A 15,002-nucleotide genomic window follows, 5' to 3' on the forward strand; every position below is an offset into this window, starting at 1 on the left:
TTATGTCATATTGTGAAGACTTATTCAAAACGAAATATGAATGAATAACAAAATACATTATGATTTCTATACTTATCGTTTATGAGGCAATAAAAATAATATGTTTGATGCCATTAAAGAGTTCATCAACCCAAGTAAAAACCCTGATATATCTAAAGCATTCGAATATCAAAATACACATTTGCCAACCTTATGGCTGCTGGGTAAAACAGGTGCTGGTAAATCATCATTAATCCAAGCTATTACTGGCGATAGCGATATTGAAGTCGGTAATGGTTTCGAACCTTGTACCATGACATCACACGCATATAATTACCCTAAAGCAACGCCGTTATTACGTTTTCTTGATACCCGAGGCTTATCAGAAGCGGATTACGATCCAACTGATGATATAGAGATCAGCGCCAAACAGGGCCATGCGTTACTTGTCATCGCAAAAGCAGAAGAACCAGAACAAAGCGATGTAATAAAGGCATTGCAGAAAATTAAGAAACAGAACTCCATCAAGAAAATCGTCATCATTCACACTGCCGTCAAGCAAGTGAGTGCCGATGAGCAAGCTAAAACCGTGCAATATAACCAGCAACAATTCGAAAAAGTATGGGGCGAGCAGCTCACTTACCTTGAAGTCGATTTTGAATTGGCCAACGGCGATACCTTTGGACTCCCAGCATTAAAAGATAAATTAACTGAGCTATTACCGATTATTCAATCTTTTAATCAACAGCAGCAACATGCTGATACCGAAGTCGCTAACTTTCAAAAATTAAAAACTGAAATACTCTGGTACGCAGGTTCCGCTGGCGCGGCTGATGCAATACCCGCCGTTGGTTTAGTCGCAGTGCCAAGCATTCAAGCAAAAATGCTGCACAGTTTGGCAAATCAGTACGGTGTAGATTGGAATAAACAAGCATTTGCGGAGTTTATCGGAACCTTAGGATCAGGCTTTGCCTTGCAATATGCATCCAAGCTCGGTATTCGCCAATTAGTAAAATTGATTCCAGCTTACGGGCAAACCATAGGCAGTGCCTCTGCCGCCGTGATTAGTTTTGCCTCCACGTATGCTATTGGCCGCGCTGCATGTAAATACATGTACCATAAAAGCAAAGGCGAAACGGTATCGAATCAAGACATGCAGGCCGTTTACAAAGACGCATTAACAAATATTAAAGAGGTCGCAAAAAGTGAGACGCGTTAAAAACAGTCTAAATCAGTTAGACAAATTATCAAATGGCGTCACTGCCGTACTGACACTCGCCATATTATTACCCGTACTAGTACTGTGTGGTTTTGGTTTATACGCCATTATTCAATATGGTTACACTCTGCATTTTGCCATTGCACTGGTCGCTAGTTTTTTCCTTTTCTATATACCTTTGCTATTGCTGCGCCGAAAAGCCAACACCCAAGTTGCGACAGTAGCGATAAACGCAGACAGCCTAGTAAAAGCCTCTGTTGATTGGTCCGATGCTGAAAATGCCATTTGGCAACGTTTGAATGCAAACATTGAAACACAATTAGCCGAAGATGATGCATGGGGATCGTTAAAAAGCCACGGCTTAGTTATCGCCAACATAACAGCGCAAGCATTCTCGCGCGGTGATCTACAATTCTCCGTCACCGACGGTTTGAAACTACTAGAAGAAGTAAGCCGACGCTATCGTCAAACCCTCAAAGAGAATGTGCCTTTTGTTGAAAGCATCAAAGTCTCACACCTTAAATTTATTTTTGACCATCAAGACAAAATTGAAACCGGTAAACAAGCAGCGGACTTAATCAGTAAAGCCTATCGCGTCTATCAATTTATTAACCCCGTTGCAGCTGTCACAAAAGAAGTCCGCAATAAGTTACTCGGTGATATAGCTGGCGATGTTGGGGATAATTTACAACTCAATATGAAGCGGGCATTTTTGCAAGAAGTGGCTGCCGTCTCTATTGATTTATACAGTGGGCGCTTTGCAATTGACGACCAAGACATCAAAAAAAGTGCTATCGCCGTGGAAGATGAACAAAGTCACCCTAAGCCACTAGAGCCTCTACGCATTGCCGTTATCGGTCAAATTAGCGCGGGTAAATCATCGCTAATCAACACAATTAAAGGCGCGCTTGACGCTGAAGTAAGCGCACTCCCCTCAACTAATTCAGTGAATGTCTATAGCTGCGCAGTGGGTGATATCGAAGTGCTGAATCTGGTTGATTTACCCGGCCTTGATGGTAATGAAAATACCAATAAAACAGTACTCAAACATGTCACCAATGCAGACATGGTGCTGTGGGTGTTAAAAGCCAACCAATCATCACGCCAACTTGATCGCCAATTTATGCTCAGCTTAGAAGAGTTTTACGCACACAAGGATAACTTACATCGTAAGAAGCCTGTGTTTACTGGGATCTTAAATCAAGTTGATAAGTTAAAACCATTAGCGCAGTGGTCGCCGCCGTATGATTTAAGTCAGTCTGATTCAGTCAAAGTGGATACCATCAATAAAGCCATCGAATACAACAAAAAATTACTGAACTTCGATAACATTATTCCGACATCATTTTCAGCAGAATCACAACAATGGGGACAAGAAAGCTTAGAGCAACTGATTGCCAATAATGTCGATGACAGTATTAATGTGCAACGTAATCGACAACGCTTAGAAAGTGGTAATACTAGCGCATCGGCACAATTTAAGCGCGTCTTCAACGGCGGTAAAAGCCTGTTTAAAAACATGATCTAAGCCAGGTAAAGTAAGTCGTCGATATGAATTAATAACCATATCGACGACACGAGATCATAAGATGAGTATCTGATTAACTGACAGGCACAGCAGCTGCGACCAATTCAAGGTGCGCCAAGAACTGTTGTTTATCCATTTCTCCGACAACCCGTAATTGTTGCAACTCCTGACCATTTGTATCAAAGAACAACATACTTGGTGGACCAAATAATTGCGTTTGTGCCATCCACTCTGATTGCGCAGTCGTATTGTCGGTAATATCAAACTTCATTGCATTAATGTCTGTCATTTTAGCGACCACATCTGCATGCGAAAATACCTGCTTATCCATCACTTTACATGATGTACACCAGTCGGCGTACAGATCCACCATAGTCACCGTTTTAGGCGTTGGTAAGTTATTAATCGCAGTTTCAATTTGAGTTACCGACGCCGTTTTCATAAATAACGGTTGTGAACCTTGCCCTGCGCCCTTGTTCATCACATCACGTTGGGTGATATGCTGCAGTGGGTCAGCTAAATCATCAGCCCCTGTCACCACGCCAATCATAAGCATCGCCCCATAAACCAAGGACACGAACACCACTACGTGACGTAACCACAATCGACTGACTTGTATATCCGTCATATTATGGATATACATCGCACAGCTAATAATCAACAGCGCCCATAATCCGAGTGCCACCGACGGTGCTGCAAAACGGCTAATAAGTAAAATAGCAATCGCCAATAACATCACGCCAAAACCTTGTTTAACCCGGATCATCCAAGGGCCACTGCGCGGTAAGAGTTTCCCGCCTGATGTACCAATAATAACTAACGGAACACCCATGCCTAACGCCATTACAAATAATACACCACCACCGAATAACCAGTCCTGCGTAGTCGATACATATAATAATGCACCCGCCAAAGGGGCTGATACACAAGGTGAAACAACCAGAGCCGAAATCGCGCCCATCATGAACACGGTAAATACCTTCCCGCCAGATAATCGCTGTGATTGATTATTTAACGCCACCTGTAATCGAGACGGTAATTGCAGTTCATAAACCCCAAACATGGCTAAAGCAAGTAACACAAACAGTCCCGCGAAAATAACCAACAACCAGGTCTGTTGCATCGCGGCTTGGATATTTATACCTTGTCCCACAGTCGCCATCAACACGCCGATCATCGCATAACTCGATGCCATGCCGAGCACATACGCTAACGAAATATAAAAACCTTTCCACCCCGTCATGCCATCACCTTGACCACCAATAATACTCGATAAAATCGGGATCATCGGTAATACACAAGGCGTGAATGCAAGGCCTAAACCGAGCACGAAGAATAAGAACAGAGCTTGAGAACCCCCTGTGCCAGCGAGCATGCTAGCCAAACCTTGACTGTCATTCGCAGTATCATTAACAGCCGCGACCAACGCGCTATTTTGTGTGGGTATGGAAGAGGTCTCAACCGCACTCACATTAATGGTTTTACGTTGTGGTAAATAACATAAGCCACTATCGGCACACCCTTGATAACTGACCTTCACATTACCGCTGCCAGTAAAAGGTAACGTGACAGTTAATGCTTGATGGTAAACTTTCACCGAACCAAAGTTAGGATCTTGTTTCTGCTCTGCAACCACCGAAAACTGCGGTTCAGCTAAACTGATACTGCCATCGAGATCATCAGCAATAGCAGTAAACGAAAAGCGTTTATGATAAAGGTAATAGCCCGCTTGAGTCGCAAAGTTAAGTACCAATTTTTCGCCATCAGTCGAGCGTGATATGTGAGAGGTGAATGGGAATGCCTCGTGCACGGTTAAAAATTCGGTCGGTGCATTACTGCTCGTTTGCGCCAAAGCCGGAACACTGACACTCATGAGTAACATCAGGAAAATACTGCACTGCGCAACAACCTTGCTTATCTGTTTCGATATGTTTAAAAATGACTTCATAGTAATAAAAAATCCGTATTTTGGTGAACATTTAATTGTTCATCAACGAGTGCAAAACCGATCTCTTCAGGAACAGTTAAACGAGGGTTAATTGTTAATGCCGTACTCATGATCCCAGCTTGTAAAGCCGTGTCCGCGACAACGGTGACGGAGATAACCTGCTTGTGGGTATCCTGCGACGCAAGAATGTGCGAACTTTCATGATCAGCAAACTGTTGTCGTCTTGCATAGTGAGCCGACGTAGTCAGCGCTTGATTACGCAAAGGCAAAGCGAACAACGCCTGCGCTTGATCATGGGGATTAATCACACCAACAATAAAATCGTCACCATCCGCTTTCTGACCTGCAACACGAATATCACCACCAAAGTTAATGAGCACGCCACTGCTTGATGCTGATGCTATCGCCAGCGCTTGATCAACAGCGACCTCTTTAATCACACCACCAAGATCTAACTGGGTAAGCGGAAAATGTAAGAGTAAACAGTCATCCTCAATTTCCCATGCACTTAGCCCCATATAAGGCGCTGCATCTTGGTATATTTGCTCTCGTGATAACGAACTACGTGGTAATAACGCTTTTACTGTACCAACAGTAATATCAAAAATACCCTGTGTTAATGCACTATAATCATGCACCTTGGTTAAAATATCTCGCGTTTCAGTATCGAGCATTACCCGCTTACCCTCTCGCTGATTAATCAACGTCGTTAACATTGACGTGGCTGAATAGAAGTTAAACTTGTCTTCCAATCGTTTGGTATTTACTTCTATATCACGGGCTATTTTCGCAGTATTAGTCGCAGCATCAATCGTAATTAAAGTCACTTCACAAGGCACTGTCATCGCCATAAAATGATGCGTATAGGCTTGGTTAATAGTCATAAGTCACTCCCACTGCCCACCAATTACTGGCATAACCATTACTCTGCTCGTAATAAGCAGCCAATGCATTCATGCGCCATTTAGACGACAACTTAATACTTGCCCCGAGTTCATAGGTATTCGCATTAAAATCACCTAGGCGAATATCTGACGTTGCATACCCTGTTGACGCAAATGTTGGATCAGCCGCCTTAGGATCAATAAAGAAATTAGCCCCTTGCTGGGTGTACCAAAAATAACCTGGCGCAAACGTTAACCAGTCAGTGACTTTGACACTCATTTTACCGCCAACTTGATGCGACATAACGCCCCAATCATCAGTAAAGAATTTATAACGAGGACGAACAACAACGCTGTCGTTAATGCTATAGAATGTTTGCAAGTTTACACCACCAGAAATACGGGAGTCTGGACGTGAATCTTGCCCTAAAAATACCTCATCATCCCCAATGGAACCATCACCATCAACATCTACTTCACGCAATACCGTTAAATAATGATTACTTAAATAACCCGTTTTATAGCCACCATAAGCCGTGAAAATGGCATATAGATTAGGCGTGAATACTTGTGACATCCCCACTTCCATACTCGAAGTGAAAATATCTTCCCATGCTTGGGCATTGCCCCCATTTTGATATGCTTGGAATGCGAGAGTCTGATCAGTCAGTATCGAACCACCAACACTAAACGAGCGGTTTTTAGTACTGTCGGTATAAAACAGCGCTTTTGCATTCGCGCCCATGCTTTTGTAATCTTCCTCTTGCGAGTAGTTTACGCCTGCAGTCCATTCATCACGGTCTTTATCACGGTAAGTCACATTGGTTGACGCTGAATAACGCGTATCCTCTAATTCAACAGGGCGTATTTCATAATTGCCTCGGTAAGGATCATAACCAGCGCGAATAACTTCCGAGGTCATATCCTGTGCATCTTGTGTAATCTGATCATGCGAGCCTGATGAAGGTGTCGTCGCAACCCAAGCTGGAGATGCGCCAGAGACGGTGTCGTAACCGAATTCAGCCGTGATAGTCCAATCTAAACCGATATTTTTTTCCAATGATAAAATGTTGTCTCCGGCTTTCACTTTATCGCCATACTCTTCAAAGTTCATATGGTGGATCGAGATATGGTCTGCAGCAGAAACGGATCCAGCAACAAGGCCAAGTAGGGTTAATGGTAATTTTATATTCATTATTTTATTCATCTTTAATTAGTTAAAACAGTTACTACAACAAATTCAATTTACAGCCTTCGATGTGGACACCTAGTTACAGCCACAACCACCGCCGCCAACGCCATTACCACCAATAGAACCCTGTTTATAGGCAAATACTTTCTCAGAAAAAACATCAAATTCAGGCACCTCACCTCCAGGTTTCATGGCCTTTTTCGCCAATGTGCCTTTTTGCCATGGCTTAACTGGTTTCACACTAAACCAGTCACTTATTGCAGAGAATAATGACGCATCTTCCAGCTCTTCACTCGCTTCTTGGCGGGCTAATGCGCGGGTGTTTAAAATGGGATTCTCCGGTACCGTTGTTGGCATAATCGGTGGTGCTATAAGAACTGGAACTCGAACTGCTGCTGCAGCCGGCTCCGAGATCATCAATTCAGGTTGCAATACGGTAATATGTGACACCTCCACAGGCGCTATCAGGACGGCTTTAGGTTCATTTTCGAAAGGCTTAACCTTCACAGGAACCACAGATGATTCGACGATGGAGACTGATTGCTGGCCTTGATGAACAACGCGAGAAACCGACTCTTCGATTTGAACAACTTCAGCTTGCAGACTAAAACTAGCTATAAATAACGACGAAGATAACAAGGTTAAAGGTGAATAATGTTTCATTGACTTCATTTTCTTAGTCCCATCGCTTTTAAATCACTCATAACGACGTCACCTATGTGGTTAATCGCACCATAACGCACCTTAAGTACTTGCCCCTGATAAACGTAATACAATGCAGGCATACCAATCGGCTGAAAATCATCAACAAGTGTCTGTTTATCATCATTTACAATTCTAAAGTTGAGCCCAAGAGATTGCTGGAACGCAATGCCGACAGCAATGTCCTCATCAACATCCACACCGACCACATCAACACCTAGTACGCTTAATTCAGGGGCTAACCCATTCACTTCCGGTAATTCCGCACGACAAGAAACACACCACTCGGCAAAAAAATCAATCAGTGATACTCGATTTGGATCTAACCCTAGTTGCGCCTGTGCAGATGCAGATAACATCTCACCTTCTTGATACGCATGTGCTTGGCTAGACAATAATAATGTGAACACCACAAACCACTTTTTAAACATAACTACCTCTAATATAATAAATAAAACATTTCTTAAAACTAAAAGCTTAAAAACTAAAATGCTACTGACCCAATACGAGCTTAGGATTAGATTCAACCTTAAGCGCATTCTTAAAATAAGCCGCTAGTTCTGCGCTATTGTTAGCATCAAACACCGCATCAGAACGGCCTGCGCATTGTTGAAATTGCTGAATACGGCGAGCAGAAACACCAAAACCAATGAAGCTCACTTCAATATTCAGATTCTGCTGGATCTCGTTACATAACCCCGCGTTCATTAAGTCATCAAAATGCCCACCGCTATTGTCATCTCCGTCAGTAAATAAAATTAACCGCTGTGTCAGTAAGGACGATGTCACAGGCGTAATCTTCCATTCCTGCTGCCATTTTTCAGTCAGTGTTCTAGCGCCCCAAATAAAGCCTTGGTAAGAGGCAGTAGTCCCACTAGTACTTAAGCTGTTAACATACTTAATCACGTTATTGAGATCGTTTGTAAGTGGTAAAATAAATGCCGTCTGACTGCAACGGTCTAACCAAGGTCCCGGTGTAACCTCTTTGAAATCTAGGCTCCTGGGTGACGAATTTAACGACCTCACAGTTTTATCAGCATCAAAATTACTACCGCGATAGGCCAAACCATCAACGCATTTAGGACTTGCTTTAGAGCTGGGTAGCCAAGGTGCTGCAGTCACACCAACACCCGTTTGAAAAGGCACAATAGCAAAGCGAACTTGATTATTACTTGGGTCAATGTCGCTTATCACATCGGTAATAATTCTTTTTAATTCAGGTAAATCCGATCTCATCGAACCTGAAATATCCAAAACGAGTGAAAAATCAGTTGGATTTTGAATCACATTCGCCACTAATTTAGCGCTAGAACCGCTGTTTGATGTAACTAAGCTTGAACTGTTAACTTCAACTGGCAGTAATTTATTCATTGCCGGTTCAAAACGATATTGCACTGATATTTGACAACCATCACTCCTCGTTAAGCGGACACTATTATCAAATACAGGCAGCACAAAATTAGGACGGTAATAATTTAAAATACTGTCAATAACAGTTGGCTCATCACGTTGTTGATACGTGCAGGCAAGTCCTGCAGCTTCAGCGGCTTGACCTGTTCTCATCACTACTTGGCTGTACATCGCAAAAAACACCGTCATGGCTAATAAGCTCATAATCGCAGGTAACATAAACGTGAATGTGAGAGTTATAGCGCCACGTTGACGCGATATGGACATCATATTTTACGCCCTATTAATAACGCCGAACTTTGATAATAACGATCACTGAAGCTACGTATAAATAGAGGCGTAATACCATAACCAAAGCTCTCTACCCCCTTAATACACAGGGTGACTTGAAATAATTCAGCCCGCTGTCCAGCATTTATGCCAGGGGTTATACCTCGGGGGGATAATTCCGTTAATGATGATAATGACGTAGCAGCGTCACACTCCACCCCTCTATTTAAAGGGTAGTGTTTTGATTTTTTGGTTAAAGGATCAAAGATCAGTTGTTCAACTTGGAGTCCAATATCAGCTGACGATTCAACAATTAAATCGTGGAAATGCCACTGCGCAACTTGTAATAATGAATCAGCGACGTCATCCGAAATTACATTTGAAGTAGCAGAGCTTGAAGCTGGATTATTTATGCCATTATCACATTCAGCACAAGCCACAATTGATGTCAGTGAATAAGCTAACGCATTAAGTTGGTTCTTGTGATTGATCCCTTGGTTGATCTTGATGACAAATAAAACAAGAATAACCATGACTAATGTAATGATCGGGAATTCGATCACACTACTGCCACGCTGAGCAGCATACAATCTGGGTTTAGTTCGCATAATTAGCACTCCGCTCTACAGTCACTAACGTCGTACGTTTAAAGTTTGATAAACGCGCAAAACTATCAGAAAAACCTGCAACAAATAGCGATTTATACGGATAAAACAAGGTAAACTCAGCGAAGTCTTGCCCGTCAAAACTGGCGACAAAATCATCATTTTTTAAGGCATCCAAACTGGTAAAATAATGACCTTGAACAGTGATATCGCTACCATTCAATAATGGTAACTCTTGCTCTGACAGGGTTAATTGTAATTTGGCGGTTAAATCTTCACGCGAATTATCAACAACTAATCCTCGTGCTGCAGAAGATAAGGCCACATCAACCATACTACTCACCATCATAAAACGGCTAATTTCGATCAACCCCAACAGCAATACAAAAAATGGTAATATTGTCACTGCAAATTCAATACTAACGCCACCTTGTTGACGATTTATCCTATTTGACAAGATCATTGTTTAACCTGCTCTGTCGATAACAGTTCTTGCTGTAACTGACCTTGATAAAGCTGTTGATAATAAGTAAGGTTATTTTCTAATTCAGCCTTAGTCAGATCTTGTTTTGCAATGGTTTCTGCCGCGTCAACATCGCCCTTCAGCGCAAAGGCCAAGGCTAAATTCTGACGGCTTTTAGACGTTGAACTACCACGTAAATAGTGTGAGTAAAGCACATCGATACCCTGCTGTGGTTGCCCATCTAAGATCCAAGCAAGCGCTAAATTATTACGATACTCTAAATTATCAGGTGCATGAGCAAGCGCGCTCGTAAACGCGATTCTTGCTTGAGGGTAGTCCTTAAACAAGGCGTAATTAATACCTAAACTGTTTAATGCTTTAGCATCTTTAGGTAATAATTTAGCCGCTTTTTGTAAATCTAAAATAGCCTCCTCTAAGTTACCTAAACCTTGCTGTGCATTGCCCCTTTCACGTAATATTTGGCCAAACATCAGCGATGACTTATTGGTTTCACTTAGCATCAACGCATGTACTTGATTAAGATAATGCAATGCTAAATCAAATTCAGACATTTGGTTGTAAGCAGTTCCTATCGCTAACAACAGCTCGGTATCGTTTGGTTGCAAATCGAGTTGCTTACGATAAATAGAGATCGCACTGTCTGGTCTACCACTATCAAGTGCCAACTGTGCCAGCTCACGATCTGAGTGCATTTCTTCGGTTTGGCTTAGTTGATTAGCGCTACAGCCAGATAACATCAGAAAACCAAACATTATCAACACTTTCGCCAGTGACGTTTTCATCACATACCTCCGAGGCTATCTAATAATGCGATGATCGTTGGTGCAACAATCAGTACGACCACAGGAAGCATAATTAATACCACCACAGGTAATGACATTTTCGCGGGGATCTTACCGACTCTCTCTTCTAGGCGTAAATATTGATATTGACGGCTATCACTGGCAATTAAACGCATCGTGGGTGCTATCTTACTGCCATATTTTTCAGCTTGAGATAAGGCGATAACCATGTTTTCAACTTCCACTAAACCGGTTCGCTCTGCCAAGTTATTTAATGCCGTAATACGAGAGTCCAATAAGCGTAACTCCGCTTCAGTGATTAACCATTCACGTGATAATTCGGGAGTAACAGACGTCATTTCACGTCCAACACGTTGAAATACCGCTTCCAAGGTCAAACCTGATTCGACACAAATAACCATTAAATCGAGCGCATCAGGCAGCGCTAGCGCAATACGGTAATTAACCGTGCGGGCACGCCATTTCAGCCACTGCTCAGCAACAAGTCCGCCAGAAATAGCAAAGATTAAAGTCTTAGCGATAACGAATTTATCGGTATCAAAATCGACATACCATTGCCATGCAATCGCACTCAACAGCATTAAGCTTACTTTGCACAATAAAAATATAGCGCTTGCTCTTGGGCCATGAAATCCAGCTTTAACCAATAGTGCGCTAATATCAGGCGCGACTGTTAGGCGTAACCAGCCAATTGGTGCCGATGATTTAGTTTGGCCAAGGGGGCGGTATTTCTGCGGTGCCGATTCCGATGCTGATACCAACACCAGTCGTTTTAACAGTTGCTCACGGCGCTGTGCTGGTGTACTAAATAACAATGCCATCATCGCGCCAGTAATAAGCAAAGTAACGGCAATCCATAAAGATAAAGACATTAAGCTCTCACCTTCGTTAACAAATGAATAATAGCGAAACCAAGAACCATACTGGTAAACACATAACCTAAGACTAAATGCCCGCTAGGGTTTTGAGTTAACGTCACAAATGCACTGGGGTTTTTAAAGAACATTACCGAGATAAGTACCACTGGTAAGCTAGCTAAAATAGCGGCAGTCATGCGCGGTTCGGCAGTTAAGCTTCTGATTTTCATTTTAATAGCTGCGTTGTCATGCACTGTTCGGCTCAAGCTATGTAGTACCTCACGCAGCTGACCACCATTCTCTTCGTTTAAAATTAATGCCACGCTAAAGAAATGAAAACTCACATAAGGCAAACGAATACGGGCCTGGTTTAGCGCTTGCTTTAGGCCAATACCAATTTCTAATTTATCGCGGATCAACCCAAACTCTCGTCCCAATATCCCTTGTTGATAATCTGCTATTTGAGCAATAGCTTGCGGCACTGAAATACCTGCCGACACCGCCCGCGACATTTGCCCTAACACTTGTGTAAAACCAGCATTAAATTCACTATGTTGACGCACAGTCATGATCCAATAGCTCACAGCCAAAACCATAAAAATAACAATCGCAATAATCATCATTCTCATTAAGGATGTAAAAAAAGGTAACGTAAACCAGACTACAACAGCCAAAATTGCTAACAATAGTTGTAGAACACGCTTAGCTTTACGGTCAAATAAGGCGTCGACACGTGCTTTCAGATCGTAACCATATTGTAATAAAGGGCTCGTTTTTTGCGCCCAATGAAATAAAGTTGACGTCGCTTTACTATCTGCACTATTCACTACAGATATCGAAATTAACCGACGCTTTAATGCCTGTCGCTGGCGCTGATGCTGTAAGGCTTTATAACTACTAAACACAAACATAATCAATAACAGCAGGCCTATCACCATGACTGACATCATCGCACTCCCATGGCTTGTTTCAACTGAGATTCAAGTTGATAGTAACGCGCCTTCTCACTAAATCGCGGCAAGATTTTCGTGGATAGAAACTCCCCAACAAGATCGCCATTAACATCCATTTGCTGATAATCAAAATAGAACAGATCATGAGTAAGGTATTGATCGCCTTCAAGGCCGACAACTTCGGTAATATTAATTACTCGACGTTTACCGTCTCGCATACGCTCCACTTGCACAACAACATCCACAGTACTGGCTATCTGGCGACGTAATGCAGACACAGGTAAATTAACCTCTGCCATTAACAGCATGTTTTCTAAACGGATTAACGCATCGTGCGGCGTATTGGCATGCAATGTGGACATTGAACCATCATGACCAGTATTCATCGCCTGCATCATATCAAACGCTTCAGCGCCACGGACTTCACCTAAAATAATTCGGTCAGGACGCATCCGCAATGCATTACGTAGCAACTCACGCTGACCGATGGCTGCAGCGCCTTCGATATTAGCAGGCCTTGTTTCAATACTCACCACGTGTGGTTGCTGTAATTTTAATTCCGCTGCATCTTCAATCGTAATGATACGCTCGTCAGGTGAAATACCAAACGACAACGCATTCAGCAATGTCGTTTTACCGGCGCCGGTACCACCCGAAATCAGCACATTAACTCGGGATCGCGCAATAATATTTAGCACATCCGCCATATCAGACGACATAGCACCGAACGCTGCAAGTTGCTGCAAGCTATGTTTTTGCTCATTAAATTTACGGATAGAAATACACGTACCATTTAATGCCAATGGTGGGATAAGCACATTCACACGACTGCCGTTGGGTAAACGCGCATCAACCATCGGCGTTGTTTCATCGACACGACGACCGATACGACTTACTATTCGACGCGCTAAATTCAATACATGTTCTTCATCACGAAAACGAACATCGGCACGCTTGACCTTTCCGCGATATTCAACAAATACCTCGGTATGACCATTAACCATGATGTCTGTTATCTCAGGGTCATCCATTAACACTTGTAAAGGACCCAACCCCAGCATTTCATCAACAAGGCGCTGACTGATATTACGTTGCTCAGTACCCCCAATTGGAAATTGCTGACGAGCAGCAATATCACCGACGGCTTCAAACGTACGTACCTCAAGTTCTTCAGGCGTCAGCGTCACAACGACAGCAGGGGCTATGATCGCCATTATCTCTTGCTGGATAACATGAAAACGCTGCTCTTCAACATTATCATTCGATGTGACGTCCGCAACATCTGTGGATACGGATAATGTCAGTAACGACTCCATTGGCGTCGGTGTGACTGTATTAGTTCCAAACATTACGCCCCCTTACGCCAGCGAAACACACTAGGCTTTGATACTTTAGATTCACCACTAATAACAGCAACCAGTTTTTTCAATGCCTTTGCACTGCGACTTTTTTGATTAATAGCCAATAAACCGAGCGCATTACCGGTCCGCATATCTTCTGGAGAATACGGAATTTCAACATCCAATTTACGGTCCAAAGTCGCCGCGACATCATTAGCCGTAATTAAGGATTGTGCTGCGGGTTTCGTGTGATTAAGCACCACTATCGTGCGAGTGTCTAATGAGCCTGTAGAGGCTAACTTCGTCAATAATTGATTGCTACTGCGGATAGATGCTAATGTCGGTTCAACAATCACCACACGGATATCACTGCGATTTAATGTTTCAAAGCCCACTTTATCGCGTAAACAGAATGCAGGAATATCCCAAATAACATGGTTCGCTTGTTCTAGGCAAAAGTCAGACACTTTATCCATACTTGCAACATCAGGCCAAAAGTGCAGTTCAAAACCAGACGCATAACCGGTAAATAGGTATAAATCATCATTAACCTTAACCCCGCTACGTTGATAGATAACAGGCTCTAAACGGTCTGGAAATTGCAGCATTTCTAGCAATGCGTTATTCGCTTGTACACTGAATTGTAAGTCTAAATCACCGGTCAAAAAATCAAGGTCAGCACAAGCGACACTGGTCTGACTCAATTGAGATAAACCCCAAGCAATATTGGCGATTAACGAGGTTGTACCAGCGCCACCTTTGGCACTCACAACTGCGATCTTATGACGTTTTACGTGACCATTGGCGATTGGATTAGACGCTTGCATT

General features: G+C 42.7%; 15 protein-coding genes. 2 read left to right on the plus strand and 13 right to left on the minus strand.

Features of this window, described 5'->3' with window-relative positions; translation table 11 throughout:
* The first annotated feature begins 100 nt into the window (after positions 1-100).
* Positions 101-1,198, plus strand: coding sequence for a YcjF family protein (locus FR932_RS09185; protein ID WP_019441819.1), 1,098 nt, complete (start codon positions 101-103; stop codon positions 1,196-1,198).
* Positions 1,185-2,726 carry a GTPase gene (locus tag FR932_RS09190; RefSeq protein WP_019441818.1) on the plus strand — a complete coding sequence of 514 codons (1,542 nt, stop codon included), beginning with the start codon at positions 1,185-1,187 and terminating at the stop codon, positions 2,724-2,726. The genes FR932_RS09185 and FR932_RS09190 overlap by 14 nt, the downstream gene beginning before the upstream one ends.
* A gap of 73 nt (positions 2,727-2,799) precedes the next feature.
* On the opposite strand, the gene dsbD is transcribed toward FR932_RS09190, so the two are convergent.
* From dsbD to FR932_RS09255, 13 genes are all read right to left on the minus strand, one after another.
* Positions 2,800-4,674, minus strand: coding sequence for a protein-disulfide reductase DsbD (dsbD, locus tag FR932_RS09195; protein WP_019441817.1), 1,875 nt, complete (start codon positions 4,672-4,674; stop codon positions 2,800-2,802).
* The gene (locus FR932_RS09200) at positions 4,671-5,558 is read right to left on the minus strand and encodes an FAD:protein FMN transferase (protein WP_019441816.1); all 888 of its coding nucleotides are present in this window, start codon (positions 5,556-5,558) and stop codon (positions 4,671-4,673) included. Before FR932_RS09200 ends, dsbD begins: the two co-directional genes overlap by 4 nt.
* Positions 5,548-6,753: a DUF3570 domain-containing protein gene (locus tag FR932_RS09205; protein WP_019441815.1), complete on the minus strand. Its 1,206-nt coding sequence runs from the start codon at positions 6,751-6,753 to the stop codon at positions 5,548-5,550. Before FR932_RS09205 ends, FR932_RS09200 begins: the two co-directional genes overlap by 11 nt.
* 72 nt (positions 6,754-6,825) lie before the next feature.
* Positions 6,826-7,422 carry a DUF4266 domain-containing protein gene (locus FR932_RS09210; RefSeq protein ID WP_019441814.1) on the minus strand — a complete coding sequence of 199 codons (597 nt, stop codon included), beginning with the start codon at positions 7,420-7,422 and terminating at the stop codon, positions 6,826-6,828.
* Positions 7,419-7,883, minus strand: coding sequence for a TlpA disulfide reductase family protein (locus tag FR932_RS09215; RefSeq protein ID WP_019441813.1), 465 nt, complete (start codon positions 7,881-7,883; stop codon positions 7,419-7,421). The genes FR932_RS09210 and FR932_RS09215 overlap by 4 nt, the downstream gene beginning before the upstream one ends.
* A 61-nt stretch (positions 7,884-7,944) precedes the next feature.
* The gene (locus FR932_RS09220) at positions 7,945-9,132 is read right to left on the minus strand and encodes a vWA domain-containing protein (protein WP_019441812.1); all 1,188 of its coding nucleotides are present in this window, start codon (positions 9,130-9,132) and stop codon (positions 7,945-7,947) included.
* Positions 9,129-9,740, minus strand: a complete 612-nt coding sequence (tadF, locus tag FR932_RS09225) for a tight adherence pilus pseudopilin TadF (protein WP_019441811.1) — start codon at positions 9,738-9,740, stop codon at positions 9,129-9,131. Before tadF ends, FR932_RS09220 begins: the two co-directional genes overlap by 4 nt.
* Positions 9,730-10,200: a TadE/TadG family type IV pilus assembly protein gene (locus tag FR932_RS09230; RefSeq protein WP_019441810.1), complete on the minus strand. Its 471-nt coding sequence runs from the start codon at positions 10,198-10,200 to the stop codon at positions 9,730-9,732. The genes tadF and FR932_RS09230 overlap by 11 nt, the downstream gene beginning before the upstream one ends.
* Complete coding sequence (locus tag FR932_RS09235) at positions 10,197-11,003, minus strand: tetratricopeptide repeat protein (protein ID WP_019441809.1); 807 nt, start codon at positions 11,001-11,003, stop codon at positions 10,197-10,199. The genes FR932_RS09230 and FR932_RS09235 overlap by 4 nt, the downstream gene beginning before the upstream one ends.
* Positions 11,003-11,896: a type II secretion system F family protein gene (locus tag FR932_RS09240; RefSeq protein WP_019441808.1), complete on the minus strand. Its 894-nt coding sequence runs from the start codon at positions 11,894-11,896 to the stop codon at positions 11,003-11,005. Before FR932_RS09240 ends, FR932_RS09235 begins: the two co-directional genes overlap by 1 nt.
* Positions 11,896-12,828: a type II secretion system F family protein gene (locus FR932_RS09245; protein WP_019628908.1), complete on the minus strand. Its 933-nt coding sequence runs from the start codon at positions 12,826-12,828 to the stop codon at positions 11,896-11,898. The genes FR932_RS09240 and FR932_RS09245 overlap by 1 nt, the downstream gene beginning before the upstream one ends.
* Positions 12,828-14,183 (minus strand): TadA family conjugal transfer-associated ATPase, encoded by a 1,356-nt coding sequence (locus tag FR932_RS09250; RefSeq protein WP_019441806.1) that lies wholly within the window; start codon positions 14,181-14,183, stop codon positions 12,828-12,830. Before FR932_RS09250 ends, FR932_RS09245 begins: the two co-directional genes overlap by 1 nt.
* Positions 14,183-15,001, minus strand: coding sequence for a CpaE/TadZ family protein (locus tag FR932_RS09255; protein WP_019441805.1), 819 nt, complete (start codon positions 14,999-15,001; stop codon positions 14,183-14,185). The genes FR932_RS09250 and FR932_RS09255 overlap by 1 nt, the downstream gene beginning before the upstream one ends.
* Between the last annotated feature and the right edge of the window lies 1 nt (position 15,002).

The organism is Moritella marina ATCC 15381 (assembly GCF_008931805.1).
In the GTDB taxonomy this organism is placed as follows: Bacteria; Pseudomonadota; Gammaproteobacteria; order Enterobacterales; family Moritellaceae; genus Moritella; species Moritella marina.

Bases quoted from the DNA above. Each gene is read 5' to 3' on its own strand.
- FR932_RS09250 (WP_019441806.1), bottom strand. From the start codon at position 14,183: ATGTTTGGAACTAATACAGTCACACCGACGCCAATGGAGTCGTTACTG.
- FR932_RS09235 (WP_019441809.1), bottom strand. From the start codon at position 11,003: ATGAAAACGTCACTGGCGAAAGTGTTGATAATGTTTGGTTTTCTGATG.
- FR932_RS09210 (WP_019441814.1), bottom strand. From the start codon at position 7,422: ATGAAGTCAATGAAACATTATTCACCTTTAACCTTGTTATCTTCGTCG.
- tadF (WP_019441811.1), bottom strand. From the start codon at position 9,740: ATGCGAACTAAACCCAGATTGTATGCTGCTCAGCGTGGCAGTAGTGTG.
- FR932_RS09205 (WP_019441815.1), bottom strand. From the start codon at position 6,753: ATGAATATAAAATTACCATTAACCCTACTTGGCCTTGTTGCTGGATCC.
- FR932_RS09200 (WP_019441816.1), bottom strand. From the start codon at position 5,558: ATGACTATTAACCAAGCCTATACGCATCATTTTATGGCGATGACAGTG.
- FR932_RS09220 (WP_019441812.1), bottom strand. From the start codon at position 9,132: ATGATGTCCATATCGCGTCAACGTGGCGCTATAACTCTCACATTCACG.
- dsbD (WP_019441817.1), bottom strand. From the start codon at position 4,674: ATGAAGTCATTTTTAAACATATCGAAACAGATAAGCAAGGTTGTTGCG.
- FR932_RS09240 (WP_019441808.1), bottom strand. From the start codon at position 11,896: ATGTCTTTATCTTTATGGATTGCCGTTACTTTGCTTATTACTGGCGCG.
- FR932_RS09215 (WP_019441813.1), bottom strand. From the start codon at position 7,883: ATGTTTAAAAAGTGGTTTGTGGTGTTCACATTATTATTGTCTAGCCAA.
- FR932_RS09255 (WP_019441805.1), bottom strand. From the start codon at position 15,001: ATGCAAGCGTCTAATCCAATCGCCAATGGTCACGTAAAACGTCATAAG.
- FR932_RS09230 (WP_019441810.1), bottom strand. From the start codon at position 10,200: ATGATCTTGTCAAATAGGATAAATCGTCAACAAGGTGGCGTTAGTATT.
- FR932_RS09185 (WP_019441819.1), top strand. From the start codon at position 101: ATGTTTGATGCCATTAAAGAGTTCATCAACCCAAGTAAAAACCCTGAT.
- FR932_RS09245 (WP_019628908.1), bottom strand. From the start codon at position 12,828: ATGTCAGTCATGGTGATAGGCCTGCTGTTATTGATTATGTTTGTGTTT.